Genomic DNA, 22,936 nt, shown 5'->3' on the forward strand with positions numbered 1-22,936 from the left:
GCGACACTGGGGGCCATGACGACGACCGCTCCCACCAATACTTCTTCTTCCGCGCCCCAGCTGGTGTTGATCCCCGGCCTGGCGGGCGACGCAACCATGTGGCGCGCCCAGCAGCCGGCGCTGCCGGCCGCCCTGCGGCCCGTCGTGGCCACGGCCCACACCCATCCCTCGGCGCAGCGCATCGAGGACATGGCCGCGCTGCTGCTGCAAGAGCATGCCGGCCCGCTGGTCCTGTGCGGCGCGTCCATGGGCGGCATGATCGCCATGGAAGCAGTCCGCCAGGCGCCTGCGCGCGTGGCGGGCCTGGCGCTGCTGGGCACCACCGCGCGGCCCGAGACGCCGGAGATGCGCGCCCTGCGCGAGGCGGCGATGGAGCTGTTTGCCCAGGGCCGCGTGCGCGAGGTGATCGAGCCCAACGTGGCCTTCGCCTTCCACCCTGCCAATGCAGCCCGGCCCGCGCTGGTGCAGGCCTACCTGGACTTCGTGCTGGGCGCGGGCCCCGAGCAGCTGGTGCGGCAGAACCAGGCCGTGATCCACCGGCCCGATGCGCGCCCGCACTTGCCGCGCGTGGCCTGCCCCACGCTGGTGGTGTGTGGCGAGGCGGACCAGCTCACGCCGCCGGAATGCTCCGAAGAAATCGCTGCGCTGGTGCCGGGGGCGCGCCACGCCGTGCTGCCCACCTGCGGCCACATGCTCACCATGGAGCAGCCCGACGCCGTCAACCAGCTGCTGCGGGAGTGGATCGGGCAGTCCGGTTGGGTGAAGGATTTTGGATAAAAACGGCCTGTAGCGCTTGCTGGATAAGCGCTAACAGCTACCTTATTGATAGCAAACTAGAACTCTAGGTTGTCGATAAGCCGCGTGCCGCCCAGGCGCGCGGCGCCCAGGGCCACCAGCGTGCCCGGCCCGTCATCTGCCGTGGGTGGCTGCAGGTCGCTGCGGCGGCGCACGGTGAGGTAGTCAGGCTGCCAGCCCCGTGCGCGCAGTGCGTCCAGCGCCTGCGGCTCCAGCGCCGGCGCGCCAGCCCCGGTGGCCTGCGCGGCCAGCCAGCGGTCGGCCAGCTGCCGCAGCGCCTGGGACAAGGCCACGGCCTCCTGGCGCTCTTCCAGGCCCAGGTAGCTGTTGCGCGAGCTCAGCGCCAGGCCGTCGGCCGCGCGGCGCGTCTCGCCCGCCACGATGGCGATGGGCAGGGCGAACTGCTCCACCATCTGGCGGATCACCAGCCACTGCTGGTAGTCCTTCTTGCCGAACACGGCGGTGCCGCCGGTGGCGCCCAGCACGCAGGCAAACAGCTTCATCACCACCGTGCTCACGCCCGTGAAAAAGCCGGGGCGGAACTGGCCCTCCAGCAGGTCGGCCAGCGCCGGGTCGGGCTGCACCTTGAAGGTCTGCGGCCGGGGGTACAGGTCGGTTTCGCGGGGCGCGAAGAGCACGTCGCAGCCGGCGGCCTGCAGCTGGGCGCAGTCGGCCTCCCAGGTGCGGGGGTAGCTGTCGAAGTCCTCGTGCGGCAGAAACTGCAGGCGGTTGACGAAGATGCTCGCCACCGTCACGTCGCCCAGCGGCTTGGCCTGGCGCACCAGGGCGATGTGCCCGTCGTGTAGGTTGCCCATGGTGGGCACGAAGGCGGGGTGGCGATAGGGCGCAAGCGCGTCGCGCAGGTCGGCAAGGGTGCGGGCGATCAGCATGGGTGGGGAGCCGTCAGGTCAAGAAGTCGTTCTGGCGCAGGCCTTACCAGGCGTGCCGTGCGTTGTCGGGGAAGTGGCCTTGCTTCACGGTCTGCACGTAGGCCTCGATGGCGCCGCGCACGCTGCCCGCGTCCTGCATGAAGTTGTGCACGAACTTCGGCATCTTTCCCAGGTTCATGCCCAGCATGTCATGCAACACCAGCACCTGGCCGGCCGTGCCGTGGCCCGCGCCGATGCCGATGGTGTGGCAGTGCGGCAGCTCTGCCGTCAGGTCGGCGGCCAGCGCTGCGGGCACCATCTCCAGCACCAGCATGGCGGCGCCCGCGTCCTGCAGTGCGTGGGCGTCGCGGCGCAGCGTGCGGGCCGCGTCGTCGGTCTTGCCCTGCACGCGGTAGCCGCCCAGGGCGTGCACGGTCTGGGGCGTCAGGCCCAGGTGGGCGCACACGGGCACGCCGCGCTGCACCAGGAATTCCACGGTGGGCGCCGTCCAGCCGCCGCCTTCGAGCTTGACCATGTGGGCGCCCGCCTGCATCAGCACGCAGGCGCTGCGCAGGGCCTGCTCGGGGCTTTCGGCATAGGTGCCGTAGGGCAGGTCGGCCACCAGCCAGGCCGTGCCTTGGGCCCGCTGCAGCCCGCGGGCCACGCTGGCCGTGTGGTACGCCATGGTGTCCAGCGCCACGCCCACGGTGCTGGGCAGGCCCTGGCAGACCATGCCCAGCGAGTCGCCCACGAGGATGCAGTCCACCCCGGCCGCGTCCGCCACGGCGGCAAAGGTGGCGTCGTAGGCGGTGAGCATGGCGATTTTTTCGCCCGCTTCGCGCATCTGCGCCAGGCGCGGCAGGCTCACGGGGCGGCGCTGGGGCAGGGGCGCCGCAGGGGCGAACGTGCCGTAGGGCGTGGCGCCCGTCGCGGGGCTGGAAGGGGTCGCAGCAGTCATCGAAAGTCCGGGCAGCGAAAAGGGTCGCCAGTCTATGCGATGGCACGCAGAACCCCTGCGGCGGGGGCGCGCACGGCGTGGCATGCGGGCGTCAGGGTTATTAACTAGTTGCGTGCGCAACTAGTTGTGGCACCATGGAGCCCTGCGCCAGCCGCTGGTGCTCGCCATTTGCCGTCCCTTCTGCCCTCCGCTGGAGTTGTTGCATGCCACGCCCCCCCACGCCGCCCGCCGGTGCTGCGCGCCCGGACGCCCCGGCGCCGCAGGACCTGTTTGCGGTGCCGCTGAACCGGTCGTTCACCTACCGGTTCCACCAGCTGAGCAAGCTGTCCGACCCGGTGAGCCACCAGGCTTACCTGGACGAGGCGGGGCTGTCGCTGAGCGACGGGCGCTGCCTGTCGACCATCGGTTCGTTCGAGCCGTTGTCCGTGAAGGACCTGGCGCGCCTGTCCAACCTGAACAAAAGCCAGGCCAGCCGCGCTGCGCAGGCCCTGGTCGAGCAGGGCCTGGTCGTGAAGCTGGGCGGCGAGGCCGACGGGCGCGGCGTGGTGCTCATGCTGTCGCCCGAGGGCCGGACCCGCTGGGCCGCCATTGCGCAGCTCGTGGCGCGGCGCAACCGCGAGATCTTTGGCTGCCTGAGCGTGCGCGAGCTGGCCACCCTGGACCGCCTGCTGGACCGCCTGGTGGCGCACAACGAGCGCGGCGCCGCTGCGGACGCGCCCGCTGACCGCCTGATGGCCTGATGGGTTGATTGATTAATTCCCCCGGCTGCTGCGAGACCCGTGCCTCCTGCCCGGCGCCGCGCAAGGCCCTTTACCTCAAGGAGACTTCCATGCTGATCCAGAAAATCCACCACGTTGCCTACCGCTGCAAGGACGCCAAGGAGACTGTCGAGTGGTACGTCAAGCACCTGGACATGAAGTTCGTGCTGGCGATTGCCGAGAACGAAGTGCCGTCCACCAAGGCGCCCGATCCCTACATGCATGTGTTCCTGGATGCGGGCGGCGGCAACGTGCTCGCCTTCTTCGAGCTGCCCAGCCAGCCGGCCATGGACCGCGACCGCAACACCCCCACCTGGGTGCAGCATCTGGCGCTCAAGGTTGACTCCATGGACACGCTGCTGGCCACCAAGGCACGTCTGGAGGCCGCGGGCATCGAGGTGGTGGGGCCGACCGACCACACCATCTTCAAGAGCATCTACTTCTTCGACCCCAACGGCCACCGCCTGGAGCTGGCGGCCGATGTGGGCACGCCCGAGATGTATGCCAAGCTCGACGAAGTGAAGTGGGACATGCTCCAGGAGTGGAGCGAAACCCGCCGCGCCCCGCGCCACGCCGCCTGGATGCACGACGGCAGCATGGCGCAATGAGCATGGGCGCAGCACAGACGATGACCTTGCTCAACGAAACCCACGACGCCCGGTTGCGCAGCTGGGTGGCCAGCGCCAACGCGGCGGGCTGCGATTTCCCCCTTCAAAACCTGCCGTTTGCCGTGTTCCGCCGCCGGGGCGCCAGCGAGGCCTTTCGGGGCGGCGTCGCCATCGGCGACCAGATCCTGGACCTGGCGGCAGTGGCCGCCAGCGGCGTGCTGCAGGGCCCGGCCGCTGCGGCGGCGCAGGCCGGCGCGCAAGACAAGCTCAATGCCCTGATGGCGCTGGGGCAGGGCGCCTGGAGCGCCCTGCGCCTGGCGCTGTCGCGTGCGCTGCGCGAGGGCAGCGCCCTGCAGGCCCCGCTGCAAGCCTGCCTCGTGCCCCAGCCGCAGGCCGAATACGACGTACCCGCGCGCATCGGCGATTACACCGACTTCTACACCTCGGTGCACCACGCCACCAACATCGGCAAGCAGTTCCGGCCCGACAACCCGCTGCTGCCCAACTACAAATGGGTGCCCATCGGCTACCACGGCCGGGCTTCGAGCATCGTCGTGTCGGGCCAGTCCTTCCACCGGCCCCAGGGGCAGACCCTGCCGCCCGGCGCCCAGGCGCCCGTGGTGGGGCCGTGCAAGCGGCTGGACATCGAGCTGGAGCTGGGCATCTTCGTGGGCGAGGGCAACGCCCTGGGGCAGCCGGTGCCCATCGCGCAGGCGGAGCAGCATGTGTTCGGCATCTGCCTGCTCAACGACTGGTCGGCGCGCGACATCCAGGGCTGGGAATACCAGCCGCTCGGGCCGTTCCTGTCCAAGAATTTCGCCACCACCGTCTCGCCCTGGGTGGTGACGCTGGAGGCGCTGGCGCCGTACCGCGTGGCCTTCACCCGACCCGAAGGCGACCCGGCGCCGCTGCCCTACCTGGACTCGGACGCCAACCGCGAGCGCGGCGCGTTCGACATCCAGCTGCAGGTGGGCCTGCGCACCCCCGCCATGGCCGCGGCCGGCCAGGCGGATGCCACCCTCTGCCGCACCAGCTACCGCCACGCCTACTGGACCGTGGCGCAGATGCTCACGCACCACACCATCAACGGCTGCAACCTGCAGCCGGGCGACCTGCTGGGCAGCGGCACGCTGTCGGGCCCCACGCTGGACCAGGCGGGCGCGCTGATCGAGCTGACCAGCGGCGGCAAGAACCCCGTGCAGTTGCCCGGCGGCGAACAGCGCGTGTTCCTGGAGGACGGCGACACCGTGGTCCTGCGGGGCTGGTGCGAAAAGCCGGGCGCCGCCCGGGTGGGCTTTGGCGAGTGCTGGGGGACGGTGCTGCCGGCGCTCTGACCGCGGCGCACGCCGCCGCCGCCAGGACCCGCCGCGCCCAATGCGGCTATGCTCGCGCACCATGACCGATGTGAGCATTGACCTAGACAACGGCGCGGCGGTGGCCGCCCTGGCCCAGGCCGACGTGGCCCGCGCCCTGGCCGAGGACGTGGGCGCGGGCGACCTGACGGCCGGCCTGATCGACCCCGCCCGCCGCGTGCGCGCCCGCATCCTGGCGCGCGAAGCCGCCGTCATCTGCGGCGCCCCCTGGGCCGAGGCCGCGCTGCGCGCGCTGGACCCCACCGTGCAGATCACCTGGCACGTGGCCGAAGGCCAGCGCTGCGCCGCCGACCAGGTGGTGCTGGAGATCGAAGGCCAGGCCCGGGCACTGCTGAGCGCCGAGCGCACGGCCCTCAACTTCTTGCAGCTGCTGTCGGCCGTGGCCACCAAGACGCGCACCTATGTGGACGCCGTGGCCGGCACCCGCGCCCGGATCGTAGACACGCGCAAGACCCTTCCTGGCCTGCGCCTGGCGCAAAAGTACGCGGTGCGCGTGGGCGGCGGCACCAACCACCGCATCGGCCTGCACGACGCCGTGCTCATCAAGGAAAACCACATCGCGGCCGCCGGCGGAGTGACGGCCGTGCTGCACGCTGCGCAGGCCGTGGCCGCGCAGGCGAAGTTCATCGAGATTGAAGTGGAAACGCTGGAGCAACTGGCTGAGGCGCTGGAAGCGGGCGCGAAGATGGTGCTGCTGGACAACATGCCGCTGCCCACGCTGCGCGAGGCCGTGCGCATCAATGCCGGTCGCGCGATTCTTGAAATCTCCGGCGGCGTCACGCTCGATGGCCTGCGCGAATTGGCCGAGACCGGCGTGGACCGCATCTCCATCGGCACGCTGACGAAAGACGTGAAGGCCACCGATTTCTCCATGCGCCTGCAGGAGATTCAGTGACCACCCCCTGAGCCGCTGCGCGGCGGGGCGGCCCTTGCGCGGCGTCCGCTGGCCTCGTGGGTGCCTGTGTGAAGTGCGGCTGCCGCTTTGCGAAGCAATGGAACCATGCCATGACGACAGTGATTGATATTGAATACGAGCAGCCCGGCGAGGCGGCTGCGGGCGCGGTGTGCTCCACCAAGCACGCCTGGGCCCGCGTGCCGCCCGAGCCTTCGCAGGCCGAGCGCGCGGCGCTGAAGGACAAGATCCGCCGCCTGCTGAAGGAAAAGAACGCGGTGATGGTGTCGCACTACTACGTGCACCCCGACCTGCAGGACCTGGCCGAGGAAACCGGCGGCATCGTGAGCGATTCGCTGGAGATGGCCCGCTTTGGCCGCGACCACGCCGCGCAGACCCTGGTGGTGAGCGGTGTGCGCTTCATGGGCGAGACGGCGAAAATTTTGAGCCCCGAGAAGACCGTGCTCATGCCCGACCTGGACGCTACCTGCAGCCTCGACCTGGGCTGCCCCGTGGAAGAGTTCAGCGCTTTCTGCGACGCGCACCCCGACCGCACCGTGGTGGTGTATGCCAACACCAGCGCGGCCGTGAAGGCGCGGGCCGACTGGCTCGTCACGTCCAGTTGCGCGCTCGACATCGTGGGCGCCCTGAAGGCCGCGGGCCAGAAGATCCTGTGGGCGCCCGACCGGCACCTGGGCGCGTACATCCAGCGCGAAACCGGCGCAGACATGGTGTTCTGGAACGGTGCCTGCATCGTGCACGACGAGTTCAAGGCGCTGGAGCTTACGCTGCTGAAAAAAGAGCACCCCCGGGCCAAGGTGCTGGTGCACCCCGAAAGCCCCGCGGAGGTGGTGGCCCTGGCCGACGCCGTGGGCTCCACCAGCGCCATCCTCCAGGCCGCGCGCGAGATGGCGGCCACCGAGTTCATCGTGGCCACCGACAACGGCATGATGCACAAGCTGCGCACGCTCAACCCCGGCAAGACCTTCTACGAAGCGCCCACCGCGGGCAACAGCGCCACCTGCAAGAGCTGTGCGCACTGCCCCTGGATGGCGATGAACGGCCTGGCCGACGTGGCCCGCGTGCTGGAGACCGGCGCCAACGCCGTGCACGTGGAGCCGGCGCTCATCCCCCGCGCGCGCCAGCCGATTGACCGCATGCTGGCCTTCACCGCGGCGCTTAAAAACGGGCAGCCCACCACGCACCTGGTGCCCCATCTGGGCGCGGCCTGAGAAGGATGCTATTGAAATGAGAGCTGCTTGCGCTTGCTGAATAAGCGCTGGAGCCTGATTTGATGGGTATTGCCCTGATCGACTTCGCGCAGCCGCTGCAGGGCCCGGCGGCGCCCCGGCTGCGGCACGCGTTCGGCGCGCCGCGCCGCGTGTGGGTGGCCCGCACGCCGGCCGAGGTGCGCCCCGTGCTGGAGGCCGTGCACGCCGCCGCGCAGCAGGGGCGCTGGTGCCTGGGCTATGTGCGCTACGAGGCGGCGGCCGCGTTCGACCCCGCCCTGCGCACCCACGCGGCCGGCGGCCCGCTGGCCTGGTTTGCCGAGCACGATGCGCCTGCGCCCTGGCCCGAGGCGGCCGATCGCAGCGGCCCGCCGGCCCAGGTGGCGTGGACCCCGGCGCTCACGCGGGCCCAGTTTGACGGCGCCCTGCAGCGCATGCAGGCCGCCATCCGCGCGGGCGAGCTGTACCAGATCAACTTCACCGCGCCGCTGCACGGCGTGCTGCAGCAGGGCGACGGCGCGGCGCTGTTCGCGGCCCTGCAGCGGGCCCAGCCCGGCGGCTACGCCGCGCACATCGACGCGGGCGGCGAGCAGGTGCTGTCGGTCTCGCCCGAGCTGTTCTTCGACTGGCGGGACGACGACCCCGCGGGCGGCCACATCCTGGCCCGCCCCATGAAGGGCACGGCGCCGCGCGGCGCCACGCCCGCGCAGGACGCAGCCCACGCCGAGCACCTGCGCACGGCGCCCAAGGAGCGCGCCGAGAACGTGATGATCGTGGACCTGCTGCGCAACGACCTCTCGCGCATTGCGCTGCCGCACACGGTGCAGGTGCCCGCGCTGTTCCACACGGAGCCGCTGCCCACCGTGTGGCAGATGACCTCCGACGTGACGGCCCGCACGCGGCCGGGCACCACGCTGGCCGACGTGTTCGCGGCGCTGTTCCCGTGCGGCTCGGTCACCGGCGCGCCCAAGGTGCGGGCCATGCAGCTGATCCGCGAGCTGGAGGCCGCGCCCCGCGGCGTCTACTGCGGCGCGGTGGGCGTGGTGCGCCCGGCCGGGCCGCCCGGTGCGCAGGGCCGCTGCGCGGTGGCGGCCACCTTCAACGTGCCCATCCGCACCGTGGTGCTGCGCACGGCGGCGGACCGCAATGGGGCGGTAGCGGCCACCTGCGGCATCGGCAGCGGCATCACGGCCGACGCCGGGGCGCAGGCCGAGTGGCTGGAGTGGCGCCACAAGCGCGCGTTTGTTGAAAGGGCCAGCATGCCGTTCGAGATTCTGGAAACCCTGGGCCTGCACGAGGGCAAGTTCCCCCACGCCGACCTGCATGTGCGCCGCATGGGCGAGGCCGCGGCGCATTTCGGCTATGCCTTCAACGCCCACGCCGTGCGGCAGGAGCTGCAGGTGACGGCCCTGCGCCACCTGCGCGGCCATTGGCGCGTGCGCCTGCTGCTGGCGCCGGACGGCAGCGCCCGGGCCGAGGCTTTTGCGCTGCAGCCCACGGCCGAGCCCGTGCGGCTGCAATTGGCCGCCCAGCCGTTCGAGGCCGCGCACAGCGAGTTCGTGCGCTACAAGACCACGCGCCGCGAGCACTATGCGGCCTTTGCGCCCACCACGCCGGGCGTGTTCGACACCGTGCTGTGGAACCCGGCGGGCGAGATCACCGAGGGCACCTTCGGCAACCTGGCCGCCCAGCTCCAGGATGGCCGCTGGATCACGCCGCCGCTGTCCTGCGGCCTGCTGCCCGGCGTGGGCCGTGCGCTGGCCCTTAGCGAAGGCCGCGTGACCGAGGCCGTGCTGCGCGTGGACGACCTGCCGAGCGTGCGCGGCTGGGCGTTCATCAACAGCTTGCGCGGCTGGCTCGCGGCCGAGCTGCAGCCTGCGGCCCCGTAACGCCGCGGCTCCACCGCCCGCGGTTTTCCATCAACGTCTCCGCCTGGCCGGCACATCGCCGCCCTGGGCCGACAGGCCTGTGGGGCCTGTCCTACAGGATCGAGCGGCCCAGGGTTTGAACATGGACACCACACCGGCTGGCGCGGGCGCGCCGCCGGGTGGGGTGCGCGGGCTGGCGACAGCCCGCGCACCTCCCTTGCTTGTTCACGCTACCAGGAGATCTGCCATGGGCTACCGCGACACCGACGAACACCATTCCTCCTCCCGCTACAGCAGCGGCCGCGACCCGGAAGAGATGCACTTTTCCGACCGCGGCTACGCGCAGCAGCCGCCGTACCAGGACGAACAGCGCGCCTACCGGGGCGAAGGGGGCGAGCGCTCTTCGCAACAGCACCCGCAACGCGGCGGCTACGGCATGCAGCGCGGCGGCTATGAAGGCTATGAAGAGCAGCAGCGCACTTCGCAGGGCTTTGGCGGCGCGCGCGAAGGCATGCGCCAGCCGGACCCGGCGTGGCAGGACCGGGCGGGCTTCCAGGCTGCGGGCGGCTACCGCAACGACGGCCGCAACCTGCACCTCTACCAGGACCAGGGCCAGGACCGCTGGGGCGATGGCGGCCGCGGGGGCGCGTTCGGCTTTGCCCGCGGCATGCGCCAGGGCTACGGTGGCGCACCCGGGTATGAGGGCGGGCAAGGCTATGGCGGCGGCCAGGACTTCGGCGGACCGCAGGACTATGGCAACTCGCAAGGGTATGGCGGGTATGGCGGATATGGCGGGGGCTCCGGTGCGCAGAGCTATGGCGGACAGGCGGGCCGGCAGCAACACCGCGACCCCGACTACCACCAGTGGCGCGAGGAGCAGCTGCGCATGCTCGACGACGACTACGACTCCTGGCGCAAGGAGCGCTACCAGAAGTTCTCGGACGAGTTCAACACCTGGCGCTCCAGCCGCGCCAGCCGCGGCGGCGGCGATGCGTCCACCGGCTCGGCGCAAAAGGGCGGGGCCACGGGAACGCAGGCGGGCACCGGAAGTGCCGGCACAGCATCCACCACGGGCAGCGGAGGCGGCAAGTCCGGCAAGGATGCGGGCTGAGCCGCTGCGCTGGAGCCGCGCGCAAGCGTGGTCCAGGCTCCGGCGCATTCCCTACCGTTTTCCGTCCCGCCATCCCGAGGAGGTCCCCATGGCCAAATGCGAAACCTGCGGCAATGAATACGACCGCACCTTTGAAGTCCACATCGAGGGCAAGACGCACACGTTCGACAGCTTCGAGTGCGCCGCCTACGAGCTGGCGCCGCGCTGCGCCCACTGCAGTGTTCCCATCCTGGGGCACGGCGTGCAAAAGGACGACGTCATGTTCTGCTGCAACCACTGCGCAACGGCCACCGGGGTGCGCGAGCTGCGCGACCGCGCCTGAGGGGAAATCCATGCGGACCGTGTCCCAGATCATGACCCGTGGCATTCGTACCCTGGTCCCCGAAGACACCGTGACGGCCGCCGCCCAGGCCATGCGCGAACTGGACGTGGGCGCGCTGCCGGTGTGCGACGGCACCCGCCTGGTCGGCATGGTGACTGACCGGGACATCGTCGTGCGCGGCGTGGCGCAGGAGCGCGTGGATGCGCCAGTGGCGGAGGTCATGTCCGAAGGCATGCTCTACTGCCGGGAGGACGGACGCCGCGCTCGAGTCCATGCGCAGCCAGCAGGTGCGCCGCCTGCCGGTGGTGGACAAGGACAATCGCCTGGTGGGCATGCTGTCGCTGGGCGACGTAGCCACCAAGGCCGATGGCACGGACACCGACGAGGCCGTGCGCGGCATTTCCGAGCCCTCCGAGCCCAACCGCAGCGGCCAGTCGGCGGCCAGCGGCACGGCGGGCGGGGGGCAGACGGCGCGCTGAGGAGGTTTGGCGGCCGTTACAGCCGTTCCTTGGCGTACGACCCGCGGTCCATGTCCACCACTTCCACGCTGAGCTGCACCATCACGCCCTGGGGGCGGGGGGTGCGCTCGCGCAGCACGTCGGCGATGCGCGCGGACAGTTCCTTCTTCGCCTCGGGCGAGCGGCCGGCCAGCAGGCGCAGCTGCGCGTGCACAAAGGCCCGCTGGGCCGGCGCGGTGCCGATCTCGAAGCTGTCCGCCACGATAAAGCGGCTTTTCAGGTCGGCCTCGTCCTGCACCTCCGGGTGGGCGCAGAGGGTGGCGTTCAGCGCCGCCAGGGTCTCTGCCTCGGGGTAGTGGGGCAGGTTGGCGGAGTATTCAATGGTGAGGTGGGGCATGGGAGGTCCGTTCGGTGCCGCGAGGGCGGCGCGCCAGTGTACGGGCGGGGCCCGGCCGCTGGTGGCAGTGGGTCATGCCCAGTGCGGCGGCAGGGTCAGGGCCAGGCTGCGCGCTTCTGGCAGGTCCTGGTAGGGCACGTCGGCCCACAGCGGCGCTTCCAGCCGGGGGCGTAGGCAGGCCACGGTCTCGTCGGCGGCCTCCACGCCGGGTTCAGTGCGGTTGGCCACCCAGCCGGCCAGCGTGAGCCCGCGCGCGCGAACCGCCTCGGCGGTGAGCAGTGCATGGTTCAGGCAGCCCGGGCGCAGGGCCACCACCAGCACCACCGGCAGGGCCAGGGCCTGGGCCAGGTCGGCGCCGGTGAGCGTGTCGGAAAGCGGCTCCAGAAAGCCGCCCGCGCCCTCCACCACCACCGCGTCGGTATGGGCCGCCAAGGTCTGGTACGCCCCGACCAGCGCGGCCAGGTCCACATGCACGCCGGCCCGCGCCGCCGCGATGTGGGGCGGCAGGCAGTCGTGCAGCAGCACCGGGTTGTCCAGCGTAGGCGGCGCGGCCACGGTGGAGGCGGTGCGCAGGGCGATCACGTCTTCGCTGGCCCAGTCCTCGCCCCAGGGCACCACGCCCGTGGCCACGGGCTTCATGCCCACCACGCGGCGGTGGTGGCGTGCCAGGGTGTGCAGCAGGGCCGCTGCCACCAGCGTCTTGCCGACGCCGGTGTCGGTGCCGGTCACAAAACATCCAACCGTCATCGTGCGGTCTCCTCCTCGGGATTGTTCGGGGGTGCCGCTCAGGCGGCGGGCGGCACGAGGATGGTGGGGGCCGCTGGCGCCGCCAGGTCGGGGTAGTCGCGGCTGTAGTGCAGGCCCCGGCTCTCGCGGCGCAGCTGGGCGCTTTTCACGATCAGGCCGGCCACCTGCACCAGGTTGCGCAGCTCCAGCAGGTCGCGCGTGACGTGAAAGTGCGCGTAGAACTCCTGGATCTCGGCCTGCAGCATGGCGATGCGGTGGGCGGCGCGCTCCAGGCGCTTGTTGGTGCGCACGATGCCCACGTAGTCCCACATGAAGCGGCGCAGCTCGTCCCAGTTGTGCGAGATGACCACGCACTCGTCGGCATCGGTCACGCGGCTGTCGTCCCACGCGGGCACGGTGGGCAGTTCTGTGGTTGGGGCTGCCGCGATCGCCTGGGCGGCGGCTCGGGCGAACACCATGCATTCCAGCAGCGAATTGCTGGCCAGCCGGTTGGCGCCGTGCAGGCCGGTGCAGGCCACCTCGCCCACGGCATACAGGCCGGGCAGGTCGGTGCGGCTGGCCAGGTCGGTCAGCACGCCGCCGCAGGTGAAGTGGGCGGTGGGCACCACGGGGATGGGCTCGCGGGTGATGTCGATGCCCAGCGACGCGCAGTGCGCCAGGATGTTCGGGAAGTGCTCTTGCAGGAAGGCGGGGCTCTGGTGCGAGATGTCCAGGTGCACGCAGTCCAGGCCGTGCTTCTTCATCTCGAAGTCGATGGCGCGGGCCACCACGTCGCGCGGGGCCAGTTCGGCCCGCGGGTCGTGGTCCAGCATGAAGCGCCTGCCGCCGGCCGACGGGGGCAGCTTGAGCTGCCCGCCTTCGCCGCGCACGGCCTCGCTGATGAGGAAGGACTTTTCGTGCGGGTGGTACAGCCCCGTGGGGTGGAACTGGATGAACTCCATGTTCGCCACGCGGCAGCCCGCGCGCCAGGCGGCGGCAATGCCATCGCCCGTGGCGGTGTCGGGGTTGGTGGTGTACAGGTACACCTTGCCCGCGCCGCCGGTGGCCAGGATGGTCTGCGGCGCGCGGAAGGTCACGACCTCGTCGGTGTCGCTGTCCAGCGCGTACAGCCCCAGGCAGCGGTGGCCGGGCAGGCCCAGCTTGCGCGTGGTGATCAGGTCCACCAGCGTGTGCTGCTCGAACAGCGTGATGCCGGGCGTGCTGCGCACCACGTCGATCAGCGTGCGCTGCACGGCCGCGCCCGTGGCGTCGGTCACGTGGGCGATGCGCCGCGCGCTGTGGCCGCCCTCGCGCGTGAGGTGCAACTGGTCGCCTTCCAGCGTGAAGGGCACGCCCAGCCCGCGCAGCCAGGCGATGGACTCGGGTGCGTTCTCCACCACGAAGCGCGTGGTGGCCAGGTCGCACAGGCCGGCCCCCGCGACCAGCGTGTCCTGGATGTGGGCGGCAAAGCTGTCGTCGTCGGCCAGCACGGCGGCAATGCCGCCCTGGGCCCAGGCGCTGGAGCCGTCGTGCAGGGTGCGCTTGGTGATCACGGCCACGCGGTGCGTGGGCGCCAGGTGCAGGGCGGCCGAGAGGCCTGCAAGGCCGCTGCCTACGATGAGGACGTCAAAATCGTGGGATGCCATAGAGGTCCGTCGTTGCCTTGGAAAGGGGCGCGACTTCAGGCGGGGGCCACCGTGGAACTGGCTTCGCCAGGCCACCGGTGGCGTCCCCCTCCCGAAGGAGAGGGGGAAGGCGCCGAAGGCGACTCAGGGGGTGTCATGCCGGTGTCATGCCGGGGTATAGGCGAGGCGCACGTAGATGGGTGCAAACGCTTCGGCCTGCGTGATCTCGATCAGCGTTTCCTTGGCCAGCTCCAGCAGCGCGATGAAGGTGACCACCAGCACGGTGCTGCCGTCTTCGGGATGGAACAGCTCTTCAAACTCCACAAAGCGCCGGCCCTGCAGCGTCTTGAGCACCATGCTCATGTATTCGCGCACGCTCAGCTCTTCGCGCGTGATCTTGTGGTGCTGCACGAGCTTGGCGCGCTTCAGGATGTCGCGCCAGGCCTCCTGCAGGTCCACCACGTGCACGTCCGGAAAGCGCGGCTGCAGGCTTTGCTCGATGTACACCTGGGCCTTGAGGAAGTCGCGCCCGTACTGCGGCAGGTTGGCCAGGCGCATGGCGGCCATCTTCATCTGCTCGTATTCGAGCAGGCGGCGCACCAGCTCGGCGCGCGGGTCCTCGGGCTCCTCGCCGCCCTCCTGCTTCTTGGGCGGCAGTAGCATGCGCGACTTGATCTCGATGAGCATGGCTGCCATCAGCAGGTACTCGGCCGCCAGCTCCAGGTTGCGGCTGCGGATCTCGTCCACATACGCCAGGTACTGCTTGGTCACCCCGACCATGGGGATGTCCAGGATGTTGAAGTTCTGCTTGCGGATCAGGTACAGCAACAGGTCCAGCGGGCCTTCAAAGGCCTCCAGGAAGACCTCCAGCGCGTCGGGCGGGATGTACAGGTCCTGCGGCAGCGCAAACAGCGGCTCGCCGTACAGGCGCGCCAGGGCCACCTGGTCGACCACCTCGGGCATGCCGGCGGCGTCCAGCGCAGCGCCCAGGGGCACATCGGCCCCGTCGGCGTCGTTCGCGGTGGTCATGGTGCTATGATTTTGTTAGCGTCCAGCGCTTGTTGGTCAAGCGCTGGAGGCCATTTGGACGGTCAGTCCGCGTTGGTCTGGTAGACGTAGGGCTTTTGCACCACGCGGCCTTGGCGGTACTCGTTCCAGATGGTGCGGTCCACCTGCTTGTCCCACAGCAGCGCACGGCCCGTCTGCTGCTGCTGTTCCAGCTCGGGCCGGCTGGCCTTGAGCTGGTTGATGAACTGGGTGGCGTCGGACTGGTAGTCGGGGCGGCGGAAAATGGACATGGACAGTTAACCTCTTTCGATGAATTTTACCGGGACGAATCTATGCGCTTGAGAATCCGTGCCGCGGCCCTGGCCGCCGCCGCCACCCTGGGCCTGCTGGCCCTGGCCGCCTGCGACCCGCAGCGCCTCAGCGAGCTGAAGGAGGGCGTCTCCACCGAAGCCGATGTGCGCGACCGCTTCGGCGCCCCCGAAAACGTGTGGGACGAGCCCGGCGGCGCCCGCACGTTTGAATACAACCGCCAGCCCGCCGGCCAGGTCAACTACATGATCACGCTGGGCGCTGACGGCCGGCTGGTGGCCGTGCGCCAGGTGCTCACGCCCGAAAACTTTGCCCAGGTGCAGCCCGGCATGGGCATGGACGCCGTGCGGCGGCTGCTGGGCAAGCCCGCCAAGGTCACGCCCTACGAGCTCAAGCGCGAAACCCACGCCGACTGGCGCTACCAGGCGGCGCCCAACCAGTCCAAGGTGTTCACCGTGGTCTACGGGCCCGAGCACACGGTGCTGCGCACCCAGACGGGCGAAGACCTGGACGCGCCGGAATTCAAGGGCGGCAAGTAAGGCCAGCGCCAGGGCGCCCGGCCGGTCCGTTCAGATCAGACCGGCAGGTCTTCCAGCCCCTGCGCGGCCAGCCGCGCGGCAAAGCCCGAGCGCTCCATGAGCGAGCGCGGCTGCTCGGGTGCGTTCTGCACGAGCAGCCGGCCGCCACGCGCCGCCACGGCCTTGAGGACCTGCGCCAGCGCGTCCAGCCCCGTGGTGTCCAGCACCACCAGGTCGCGTGCGTCCAGCACCACGTCCATGCCGGGCGGCCCGGCCTCCACCGCCTGCAGGATGGGGTCGATCTTGGCGGCGGCGCCAAAGAACAGCGCGCCGCGCAGGCGCCAGGCGGCCACGGGGCGCGGGCCCGGCGGCAGGGCGGCATCCCCGGCGGGCAGCGGCGGCTCCGGCAGCCGCTCCACGCGGAACTGCTCGCCCATGCGCCGCACGAACAGGGCGCAGGCCATGAACAACCCGGCTTCCACCGCCACCGTCAGGTCGAACACCACCGTGAGCAGGAAGGTGCCCAGCATCAGCAGCCGGTAGTGGTTGGTGAAGTGGCGCAGGCGCAAGAACTCGTGCCACTCGCCCATGTTCCACGCCACGGACAGCAGGATGCCCGCCAGCACGGCCAGCGGAATGTGCAGCGCCAGCGGCGCCGCCACCAGCACGATCACCGCCAGGGTGACGGCATGCACCATGCCTGCCACGGGCGAGGTGGCACCGGCGCGCAGGTTGGTGACGGTGCGCGCAATGGTGCCGGTGGCCGGCATGCCGCCAAAGAAGGGCACCACCAGGTTGGCCACGCCCAGGGCCACCAGTTCCTGGTTGGGGTCGTGCTTCTGATGGTGCGGGTCGGTGGCCAGCTGGTCGGCCACCCGGGCGCACAGCAGGGATTCGATGGCGCCCAGCAGCGCAATGGTGACGGTGGGCGTGACCAGCAGCCGCACCGTGTCCCACGAAAAATCCGGCAGCGCGAAGACCGGCAGTGCCTGCGGAATGCCGCCAAACCGGGTGCCGAGGGTCTCCACGGGGAACTTCAGCGCCCAGGACAGCAGGCTCAGCGTGACCAGTGCCACCACCGGCGCGGGGACGCGGGCAAAGGTGCGCACCGTGTGCCGCTCCAGCACCTGCATCATCGGCGAGCCTGTCATCGTGAGCCGGGGCCACAGGAAGAGCCCGGCCACGCACGCCGTGCCCAGGCCGAAAGCGTAGGGGTTGAAACTGCCCAGGTGCCGCGCCAGCGTGTCGATCTGCGAGAAAAAATTGCCCGGCATGCGGTCGATGGACAGGCCCAGCCAGTCCTTCACCTGCGACAGCGCAATCAGCACCGCGATGCCGTTGGTAAAGCCGATGACGATGCTCACCGGCACGAAGCGCACCAGCGTGCCCAGGCGGAACAGCCCCAGCAGCACCAGCAGCACGCCCGCGCAGGCGGTGGCAATCAGCAGGTTGGCCAGGCCGTAGCGCTCGACGATGCCGTACACGATCACGATGAACGCGCCCGCCGGCCCGCCGATCTGCACGTTGGTGCCGCCCAGGGCCGAGATCAGGAACCCCGCGATGATGGCCGTCCACAGCCCCGCCTCGGGCTTGAGCCCGCTGGCGATCGCAAACGCCATGGCCAGCGGCGGCGCCACGATGCCCACCGTGACGCCTGCGCCCACGTCGGCCAGCCAGCGGTTGCGGTTGTAGTGGCGCAGGGCGTTGAGCAGGCGGGGGTGGAAGGCAGGCGAAAACGGCATGGCGTATCCAGTGTAGTGAGCCCGCCCTGAAGTGCAACCGGCACGGCCGCGGCGGGCGGCCGCAGCGTGGCACCGGTGCCAGGGAGGGGCGGCCGGCGCGCGCATGGACGCCGGCCTGCTCATTTAATGATAGCTTCTCGCGCTTTGCCAGAAAGCGCTGGAGCCGGATTTCTCTTCGATTCTCTGCGGCGCGAGCCCCCGGCGCCGGGGGCATTCGCCCACAATCACCCTGTCTGCACGCTGCCGCGCCCGCCACCACCCTGGCATGTGGCTTGCAATGCCTGTGTTTGCCCTGCCCCACGCCGAAGCCGCCGCCCTCCGCCCATGTCCACTCCCGATACTCCGTTGCCCCCTTCGCTGCGCCACGGCACCTTTGAAGATGCGCAGGCCTTGTTTGCCGGCACGCTGTTCGTGGCCATGGCGCTCATGCTGTTCAACCAGGCGGGGCTGCTGGTGGGCGGCACGGCCGGGGTGGCGTTTTTGCTGCACTACGTCACCGGCGTTTCGTTCGGCAAGCTGTTCTTTGCGGTGAATCTGCCGTTCTACTGGTTTGCCTGGACGCGCATGGGGCGCGAGTTCACGGTCAAGACCTTCCTGTGCGTCGGCCTGCTGTCCTTGCTGACCGAGCTGTTCCCGCACGTCATGCATGTGGACTACCTCAACCCCCTGTTTGCCGCCGTGCTGGGCGGGCTGCTGCTGGGCACGGGCTGCCTGTTCCTGGCCCGCCACCACTCCAGCCTGGGGGGCGCCACCGTGGTGTCGCTGTACCTGCAGCACCGCTACGGCCTGCGCGCAGGCATGGTGCAGATGATGATCGACGGCACCGTGGTGCTGGCGGCCCTGTTCGTGGTGCCGATGGAGCGCGTGGCCTACTCGGTGCTGGCCGTGCTGGTGATGAGCGGGTTCTTGTGGATCAGCCACCGGCCCGGGCGGTACGTGGGGCATTGAAACCGGCGCTGGTGGTCCATTTGACGGCAACCTGACGCCCCCGCACGGGGCACTGCGGAACCTCGTCGGGTTACGCCCGTTGGGCTAACCCGACCTACGCGGCTGGGGTTTTATGTTTCTGTTTCGATAGCTTTCAGCGCATACGGGGTATGCCCTAGCAGCCGATTGGGTCCTCAACCCGTAGGTCGGGTTTGCCCGCCAGGGCGTAACCCGACACCACCCCACGGGGCGCGGTGCAGCCACGTCGGGTTACGCCCTGCGGGCTAACCCGACCTACGAGGGTAAGGCTGCTGCTGACGCTACCCGGCCTCTCACTCCGAGTGGTTCACGTAGAACACACCGTCCTCGTCTTCGTCCCCTTCCAGCGCAATGCGCCGCTGGCCCGTGCGGTGGAACAGCGAGCGCGCGGTGTCCGCAATCTCGCCGTGATGGGCCACCAGCAGGCCCAGCAGGTCGGCCGCGCTGCGTGATGTCGCAATCGCGCCCGTGCCCGCGCCGCGCCGGGGCCAGCCCACGTCCACGCCGATGACATCCTGGCCTTCGGTGTAATCCATGTGAATACGCTGTCCCGCGCGTTGGGCAGCCTGCTGGCGCCCCTTCCTGATCATCGAGCGCACCACGTCCAGCGACGCGCCGGGGTCTTCCTCTCCGGCGATGGATTCGCGGATGTGGGCTTGCGACAAATTGGGTGTTGGCATGGCGACCTCACTCACTGTTCAGTGGATGCGAAGGCGATGCCGCACAGGCATCGCGGGCTCTGTAGGGGATTGAGCGCCGCGTGCCAAAGGGTGTTTGTCGGACTTTCCCGCACAGACGGGTCGGCCACAAGCCGTGGGATGGGGGCATGCGCGCAGTACAGCGGCCGAAAAAAAGGCCCCGGTCGGGGCCTTGAAGTTTCAGGGCGCAGGCGCAGGCCGGGCCGGTCACGTCTGCTCAGCGCACCCGCATGCCCGGCGTGGCGCCCGGCCAGGGGTTGAGCACGTAGATGCCGGGGTGGGCCTTTTCGTCGCCATGGCTGGCGGCCAGCACCATGCCTTCGCTGACGCCAAACTTCATCTTGCGCGGGGCCAGGTTGGCGACCATCACGGTGTGCTTGCCGATCAGGTCGGCGGGCTGGTAGGCGCTGGCGATGCCGGAGAAGACATTGCGGGTGCGGCCCTCGCCCACATCCAGCGTCAGGCGCAGCAGCTTGGTCGATCCCTCGACGGGCTCGCAGTTCACGATCAGCGCAATGCGCAGGTCGATCTTGGTGAAGTCGTCGATGGTGATGGTGGGGGCCAGCTCCTCGCCGCCGGGGTGACCGCTGGATGCTACTGTTTCTGTAGCTGCTGGCGCTTGTGCAGCCTGGGCCGGGGGCTCAAACAACGCTTCAAGCTGCTCGGGCGTCACGCGCTGCATCAGGTGGTTGTAGGGCTGGATGGCCTGCACGTTGCCGTCCACGGCCCACGCGGTCATGCTGCGGCCCACAAAGCCTTCCACGGCGCGCGACAGTCCGGGCAGCACGGGCGCCAGGTAGCGGGTGAGGGCGTCGAACGCGTTGATGAGCACCGAGCACACCTGGTGCAGCGCCACGTTGTTGGCGGCGTCCTTCGCCAGGTCCCAGGGCTTGTTCTGGTCCACGTAGGCGTTGATGCGGTCGGCCAGCAGCATGATCTCGCGCGTGGCCTTGCCGTATTCGCGGGCTTCGTACAGCTGGGCCAGCGTGTCGCGGGCGCCGCGCACTTCGGCCAGCAGGGCGCTGCCGGCGGCGTCAAAGTCCTGGGTCAGCTGGCCCTCAAAACGCTTGGTCAAAAAGCCCGCCGCGCGGCTGGCAATGTTCACGTACTTGCCGATCAGGTCGCTGTTCACCCGCAGCATGAAGTCTTCGGCGTTGAAGTCGATGTCTTCGTTGCGGGCGCTCAGCTTGGCGGCCAGGTAGTAGCGCAGCCACTCGGCGTTCATGTTCAGGCTCAGGTACTTGAGCGGGTCCAGGCCCGTGCCGCGGCTCTTGCTCATCTTCTCGCCGTTGTTCACGGTCAAAAAGCCGTGCACGAACACGCTGTTGGGCGTCTTGCGGCCGCTGAAGTGCAGCATGGCAGGCCAGAACAGCGTGTGGAAGGTGACGATGTCCTTGCCGATGAAGTGGTACTGCTCGAGCTGCGGGTCGGCCATGTAGGCGTCGTAGCTTTCGCCGCGCTTTTCCAGCAGGTTTTTCAGCGATGCGAGGTAGCCCACGGGCGCATCGAGCCACACGTAGAAGTACTTGCCCGGCGCGTCGGGGATTTCGATGCCGAAGTAGGGCGCGTCGCGGCTGATGTCCCAGTCACCCAGTCCTTCGCTTTGCGTGCCGTCCGGGTTGGTGCGGACGGTGAACCATTCCTTGATCTTGTTGGCCACCTCGGGCTGGAGCTTGCCGTCCTGCGTCCAGTTCTGCAGAAAGTCCACGCAGCGCGGGTCCGACAGCTTGAAGAAGAAGTGCTCGGACTGTTTCAGCTCGGGCTTGGCGCCCGACAGGGCCGAGTAGGGGTTGATCAGGTCGGTGGGGGCGTACACCGTGCCGCACACCTCGCAGTTGTCGCCGTACTGGTCCTTCGCGTGGCACTTGGGGCATTCGCCCTTGATGTAGCGGTCGGGCAGGAACATGTTCTTCTCGGGGTCGAAGAACTGCTCGATGGTGCGCACTTCGATCAGGCTGCCGTCGGCGCGGTCGCGCAGGTCGCGGTAGATCTGGCGGGCCAGCTCGTGGTTTTCGGGCGCATCGGTGCTGTGCCAGTTGTCAAAGCTGATGTGAAAGCCGTCCAGGTACTGCTTGCGGCCGGCGGCAATGTTGGCCACGAACTGCTGGGGCGTGATGCCCGCCTTCTCGGCGGCGATCATGATGGGCGCGCCGTGCGTGTCGTCCGCGCCCACGAAGTTGACGGCGTTGCCCTGCATGCGCTGGAACCGCACCCAGATGTCGGCCTGGATGTATTCCATGATGTGGCCGATGTGGAAGTTGCCGTTGGCGTACGGCAGGGCGGTGGTGACGAAGAGTTTGCGGGCGGGTTGCGTCATGGAAATGCGGCTTTCTCAGGCGGAACCTGCAATTTTAAGGGGCGGCCGCACACCGCGCGCCGCCCGCAGTCCCGGCGCACACGCGCGGCGATGGGCCAGCGCGCCCTGGCCCTATCAGGTGTGGAGCTTCATCTGCACTTCGGCGCCGGTGTCGGTCCAGCCGAAGAAGCGGCACACCTGTTCCCGCTGGGCCAGCGTGTCTGCCCGGCCCAGGGCCATCAGCTCCTGCGTGTAGCCTGCCTCGAACAGCAGGTAGCTGGCCAGCGCCGCGCTGCGCACGTCGGCCATGTTGGACGTGACGCCCAGCGCGCCCAGCATGGTGCGCACTGGCGCGGGCAGGTCGCCCACATGGCGGGCGGCCACGGCGTCCAGCCGCTGGGACGGCGCGATCACCAGCAGCTCGATGGGCCGCAGCGTGCTTTGCGAGCGCACGTCGGGCGGGATGAGCGACAGCGTCTGGTTGATGCGCTGCACCCGCTCCACGTCCACCGACAGCGCGTCCAGAAAGATGTTGGACAGCGCGTGGCCTGCAATCTGCGCCAGGGACGGGTAGGTGGGCGTGGGGTTGGCGGCCGCGTCGCCCTGGGGCTCGTGCATGCGGCCCGCGCCGATGACCAGGATGCGTTCGGCCCCGAGGTGGATGGCTGGGGCAATGGGGGCGGACTGGCGCATGGAGCCGTCGCCAAAGTACTCGGTATGGTCCCCCACCGCGATGCCCTTGGCCGGGAAGATGAACGGGATGGCCGACGAGGCCAGCAGGTGTTCGTGCGTGATGCGGTCGCGCGCCGCCTTGCGCTGCGAGCGCACCCAGGGCTGCACCGGCCCGGCCGTCTCAAAGAACGTGACGTGCTCGCCCGAGCTGTAGCTGGACGCCGTCACCGCCAGCGCGGTGAGGTGCCCTTTGCGGATGAGCCGGGGCAGGCGCACCAGGGGCACCATCTTGACCAGCAGCTTTTCCAGCGGCTTGTTGTCCAGCAGCGATTGCGGGCGCATGCGCCGCCAGCGCGCCAGCGCCCAGCCGATGGACATCAGCGTGAGCCAGCGGGCGCCGCTGCGCATGACCGACAGCGAGTCGGCCCCATAGATCTGGCTGGCGTGGAACTGGCGCCAGACGCGGGCGATGCGGCGCACGGCGCGGTCGAAGTGGTCTGCCCCGCAGGCCAGCGCGGCGGCATTGATGGCGCCGGCCGAGGTGCCGGTGATGATGGGGAAGGGGTTGGGTCCGTCGCCCTCGCCGCAGGCGTTGCGCAGGTCGGCAATGGCCTCCAGCACGCCCACCTGGTAGGCCGCGCGGGCTCCGCCGCCGGTGAGCAGCAGGCCGGTGGCGGGGCGTTCGCCGTCAATGATGCTGGGGCGGGCGCGGGAGGCGCGGGAAGTGGGCGGCATCGA

Annotated in this window: 23 protein-coding genes; 12 read left to right on the forward strand and 11 right to left on the reverse strand. The window is 69.8% G+C overall.

Annotated elements, in window-relative coordinates:
- Window positions 1–15: 15 nt before the first annotated feature.
- On the forward strand, window positions 16–777 hold the full coding sequence (locus LWW96_RS20760; protein ID WP_291489761.1) for an alpha/beta fold hydrolase: 762 nt from the start codon (window positions 16–18) through the stop codon (window positions 775–777).
- A gap of 56 nt (window positions 778–833) precedes the next feature.
- Here LWW96_RS20760 and panC read toward each other — a convergent pair whose 3' ends face one another.
- Both panC and panB read right to left on the reverse strand, forming a co-directional pair.
- Complete coding sequence (gene panC / locus LWW96_RS20765; RefSeq protein WP_291489762.1) at window positions 834–1,685, reverse strand: pantoate--beta-alanine ligase; 852 nt, start codon at window positions 1,683–1,685, stop codon at window positions 834–836.
- A gap of 43 nt (window positions 1,686–1,728) precedes the next feature.
- A complete protein-coding gene (gene panB / locus LWW96_RS20770) occupies window positions 1,729–2,622 on the reverse strand; it encodes a 3-methyl-2-oxobutanoate hydroxymethyltransferase (RefSeq protein ID WP_291489763.1) in 894 nt (297 codons plus the stop codon).
- A gap of 203 nt (window positions 2,623–2,825) precedes the next feature.
- Between panB and LWW96_RS20775 the strand changes: the two genes are divergently transcribed.
- The 9 genes from LWW96_RS20775 to LWW96_RS22235 all read left to right on the forward strand — a co-directional run bounded on the left by LWW96_RS20775 (window position 2,826) and on the right by LWW96_RS22235 (window position 11,262).
- Window positions 2,826–3,362: a MarR family winged helix-turn-helix transcriptional regulator gene (locus LWW96_RS20775; RefSeq protein ID WP_291489764.1), complete on the forward strand. Its 537-nt coding sequence runs from the start codon at window positions 2,826–2,828 to the stop codon at window positions 3,360–3,362.
- A gap of 89 nt (window positions 3,363–3,451) precedes the next feature.
- On the forward strand, window positions 3,452–3,988 hold the full coding sequence (locus LWW96_RS20780) for a VOC family protein (protein WP_291489765.1): 537 nt from the start codon (window positions 3,452–3,454) through the stop codon (window positions 3,986–3,988).
- A 20-nt stretch (window positions 3,989–4,008) separates the two neighbouring features.
- Entirely contained in the window at window positions 4,009–5,322 is a 1,314-nt protein-coding gene (gene fahA / locus LWW96_RS20785) for a fumarylacetoacetase (protein ID WP_291489875.1), read from the forward strand.
- Window positions 5,323–5,392: 70 nt separating this feature from the next.
- Window positions 5,393–6,256 carry a carboxylating nicotinate-nucleotide diphosphorylase gene (nadC, locus tag LWW96_RS20790; RefSeq protein ID WP_291489766.1) on the forward strand — a complete coding sequence of 288 codons (864 nt, stop codon included), beginning with the start codon at window positions 5,393–5,395 and terminating at the stop codon, window positions 6,254–6,256.
- Between the two features lie 110 nt (window positions 6,257–6,366).
- The gene (gene nadA / locus LWW96_RS20795; RefSeq protein ID WP_291489767.1) at window positions 6,367–7,485 is read left to right on the forward strand and encodes a quinolinate synthase NadA; all 1,119 of its coding nucleotides are present in this window, start codon (window positions 6,367–6,369) and stop codon (window positions 7,483–7,485) included.
- Between the two features lie 59 nt (window positions 7,486–7,544).
- A complete protein-coding gene (locus LWW96_RS20800) occupies window positions 7,545–9,371 on the forward strand; it encodes a chorismate-binding protein (protein WP_291489768.1) in 1,827 nt (608 codons plus the stop codon).
- A 226-nt stretch (window positions 9,372–9,597) separates the two neighbouring features.
- Entirely contained in the window at window positions 9,598–10,461 is an 864-nt protein-coding gene (locus tag LWW96_RS20805; RefSeq protein ID WP_291489769.1) for a hypothetical protein, read from the forward strand.
- A gap of 88 nt (window positions 10,462–10,549) precedes the next feature.
- The gene (locus LWW96_RS20810) at window positions 10,550–10,783 is read left to right on the forward strand and encodes a hypothetical protein (RefSeq protein WP_291489770.1); all 234 of its coding nucleotides are present in this window, start codon (window positions 10,550–10,552) and stop codon (window positions 10,781–10,783) included.
- Window positions 10,784–11,055: 272 nt separating this feature from the next.
- On the forward strand, window positions 11,056–11,262 hold the full coding sequence (locus LWW96_RS22235) for a CBS domain-containing protein (RefSeq protein WP_366118537.1): 207 nt from the start codon (window positions 11,056–11,058) through the stop codon (window positions 11,260–11,262).
- A 16-nt stretch (window positions 11,263–11,278) separates the two neighbouring features.
- On the opposite strand, the gene LWW96_RS20820 is transcribed toward LWW96_RS22235, so the two are convergent.
- From LWW96_RS20820 to LWW96_RS20840, 5 genes are all read right to left on the reverse strand, one after another.
- Window positions 11,279–11,638: a 5-carboxymethyl-2-hydroxymuconate Delta-isomerase gene (locus tag LWW96_RS20820; protein ID WP_291489771.1), complete on the reverse strand. Its 360-nt coding sequence runs from the start codon at window positions 11,636–11,638 to the stop codon at window positions 11,279–11,281.
- A gap of 72 nt (window positions 11,639–11,710) precedes the next feature.
- Entirely contained in the window at window positions 11,711–12,385 is a 675-nt protein-coding gene (gene bioD, locus LWW96_RS20825) for a dethiobiotin synthase (RefSeq protein ID WP_291489772.1), read from the reverse strand.
- A 38-nt stretch (window positions 12,386–12,423) separates the two neighbouring features.
- Complete coding sequence (gene nadB / locus LWW96_RS20830) at window positions 12,424–14,010, reverse strand: L-aspartate oxidase (RefSeq protein ID WP_291489773.1); 1,587 nt, start codon at window positions 14,008–14,010, stop codon at window positions 12,424–12,426.
- 144 nt (window positions 14,011–14,154) lie between these two features.
- On the reverse strand, window positions 14,155–15,018 hold the full coding sequence (locus tag LWW96_RS20835; RefSeq protein WP_291489774.1) for a ScpA family protein: 864 nt from the start codon (window positions 15,016–15,018) through the stop codon (window positions 14,155–14,157).
- 62 nt (window positions 15,019–15,080) lie between these two features.
- Window positions 15,081–15,287, reverse strand: coding sequence for a DUF3460 family protein (locus LWW96_RS20840; RefSeq protein WP_291489775.1), 207 nt, complete (start codon window positions 15,285–15,287; stop codon window positions 15,081–15,083).
- A 42-nt stretch (window positions 15,288–15,329) separates the two neighbouring features.
- Between LWW96_RS20840 and LWW96_RS20845 the strand changes: the two genes are divergently transcribed.
- Window positions 15,330–15,845 (forward strand): outer membrane protein assembly factor BamE, encoded by a 516-nt coding sequence (locus LWW96_RS20845; RefSeq protein ID WP_291489776.1) that lies wholly within the window; start codon window positions 15,330–15,332, stop codon window positions 15,843–15,845.
- A 35-nt stretch (window positions 15,846–15,880) separates the two neighbouring features.
- Here the strand turns inward: LWW96_RS20845 and LWW96_RS20850 are convergent, their stop codons facing one another.
- Window positions 15,881–17,566 carry a SulP family inorganic anion transporter gene (locus LWW96_RS20850; protein ID WP_291489777.1) on the reverse strand — a complete coding sequence of 562 codons (1,686 nt, stop codon included), beginning with the start codon at window positions 17,564–17,566 and terminating at the stop codon, window positions 15,881–15,883.
- A 324-nt stretch (window positions 17,567–17,890) separates the two neighbouring features.
- Here LWW96_RS20850 and LWW96_RS20855 point away from each other — a divergent pair, with 324 nt between their 5' ends.
- Window positions 17,891–18,514, forward strand: coding sequence for a YitT family protein (locus LWW96_RS20855; RefSeq protein WP_291489778.1), 624 nt, complete (start codon window positions 17,891–17,893; stop codon window positions 18,512–18,514).
- Between the two features lie 311 nt (window positions 18,515–18,825).
- Here the strand turns inward: LWW96_RS20855 and LWW96_RS20860 are convergent, their stop codons facing one another.
- The 3 genes from LWW96_RS20860 to LWW96_RS20870 form a co-directional block, all read right to left on the reverse strand.
- Window positions 18,826–19,212 (reverse strand): hypothetical protein, encoded by a 387-nt coding sequence (locus LWW96_RS20860; protein WP_291489779.1) that lies wholly within the window; start codon window positions 19,210–19,212, stop codon window positions 18,826–18,828.
- Between the two features lie 235 nt (window positions 19,213–19,447).
- Entirely contained in the window at window positions 19,448–21,547 is a 2,100-nt protein-coding gene (gene metG, locus LWW96_RS20865) for a methionine--tRNA ligase (protein ID WP_291489780.1), read from the reverse strand.
- A gap of 114 nt (window positions 21,548–21,661) precedes the next feature.
- The gene (locus LWW96_RS20870; protein ID WP_291489781.1) at window positions 21,662–22,933 is read right to left on the reverse strand and encodes a patatin-like phospholipase family protein; all 1,272 of its coding nucleotides are present in this window, start codon (window positions 22,931–22,933) and stop codon (window positions 21,662–21,664) included.
- Window positions 22,934–22,936: the final 3 nt, after the last annotated feature.

The organism is Acidovorax sp. (genome assembly GCF_021287135.1).
GTDB lineage: Bacteria > Pseudomonadota > Gammaproteobacteria > Burkholderiales > Burkholderiaceae_C > Acidovorax.

Excerpts from the sequence above, each read along its gene's own strand:
- LWW96_RS20760 (WP_291489761.1), top strand. The coding sequence starts at position 16 with ATGACGACGACCGCTCCCACCAATACTTCTTCTTCCGCGCCCCAGCTG.
- panC (WP_291489762.1), bottom strand. The coding sequence starts at position 1,685 with ATGCTGATCGCCCGCACCCTTGCCGACCTGCGCGACGCGCTTGCGCCC.
- panB (WP_291489763.1), bottom strand. The coding sequence starts at position 2,622 with ATGACTGCTGCGACCCCTTCCAGCCCCGCGACGGGCGCCACGCCCTAC.
- LWW96_RS20775 (WP_291489764.1), top strand. The coding sequence starts at position 2,826 with ATGCCACGCCCCCCCACGCCGCCCGCCGGTGCTGCGCGCCCGGACGCC.
- LWW96_RS20780 (WP_291489765.1), top strand. The coding sequence starts at position 3,452 with ATGCTGATCCAGAAAATCCACCACGTTGCCTACCGCTGCAAGGACGCC.
- fahA (WP_291489875.1), top strand. The coding sequence starts at position 4,009 with ATGACCTTGCTCAACGAAACCCACGACGCCCGGTTGCGCAGCTGGGTG.
- nadA (WP_291489767.1), top strand. The coding sequence starts at position 6,367 with ATGACGACAGTGATTGATATTGAATACGAGCAGCCCGGCGAGGCGGCT.
- LWW96_RS20805 (WP_291489769.1), top strand. The coding sequence starts at position 9,598 with ATGGGCTACCGCGACACCGACGAACACCATTCCTCCTCCCGCTACAGC.
- LWW96_RS20810 (WP_291489770.1), top strand. The coding sequence starts at position 10,550 with ATGGCCAAATGCGAAACCTGCGGCAATGAATACGACCGCACCTTTGAA.
- LWW96_RS22235 (WP_366118537.1), top strand. The coding sequence starts at position 11,056 with ATGCGCAGCCAGCAGGTGCGCCGCCTGCCGGTGGTGGACAAGGACAAT.
- LWW96_RS20820 (WP_291489771.1), bottom strand. The coding sequence starts at position 11,638 with ATGCCCCACCTCACCATTGAATACTCCGCCAACCTGCCCCACTACCCC.
- bioD (WP_291489772.1), bottom strand. The coding sequence starts at position 12,385 with ATGACGGTTGGATGTTTTGTGACCGGCACCGACACCGGCGTCGGCAAG.
- nadB (WP_291489773.1), bottom strand. The coding sequence starts at position 14,010 with ATGGCATCCCACGATTTTGACGTCCTCATCGTAGGCAGCGGCCTTGCA.
- LWW96_RS20835 (WP_291489774.1), bottom strand. The coding sequence starts at position 15,018 with ATGACCACCGCGAACGACGCCGACGGGGCCGATGTGCCCCTGGGCGCT.
- LWW96_RS20840 (WP_291489775.1), bottom strand. The coding sequence starts at position 15,287 with ATGTCCATTTTCCGCCGCCCCGACTACCAGTCCGACGCCACCCAGTTC.
- LWW96_RS20845 (WP_291489776.1), top strand. The coding sequence starts at position 15,330 with ATGCGCTTGAGAATCCGTGCCGCGGCCCTGGCCGCCGCCGCCACCCTG.
- LWW96_RS20850 (WP_291489777.1), bottom strand. The coding sequence starts at position 17,566 with ATGCCGTTTTCGCCTGCCTTCCACCCCCGCCTGCTCAACGCCCTGCGC.
- LWW96_RS20855 (WP_291489778.1), top strand. The coding sequence starts at position 17,891 with ATGTCCACTCCCGATACTCCGTTGCCCCCTTCGCTGCGCCACGGCACC.
- LWW96_RS20860 (WP_291489779.1), bottom strand. The coding sequence starts at position 19,212 with ATGCCAACACCCAATTTGTCGCAAGCCCACATCCGCGAATCCATCGCC.
- metG (WP_291489780.1), bottom strand. The coding sequence starts at position 21,547 with ATGACGCAACCCGCCCGCAAACTCTTCGTCACCACCGCCCTGCCGTAC.
- LWW96_RS20870 (WP_291489781.1), bottom strand. The coding sequence starts at position 22,933 with ATGCCGCCCACTTCCCGCGCCTCCCGCGCCCGCCCCAGCATCATTGAC.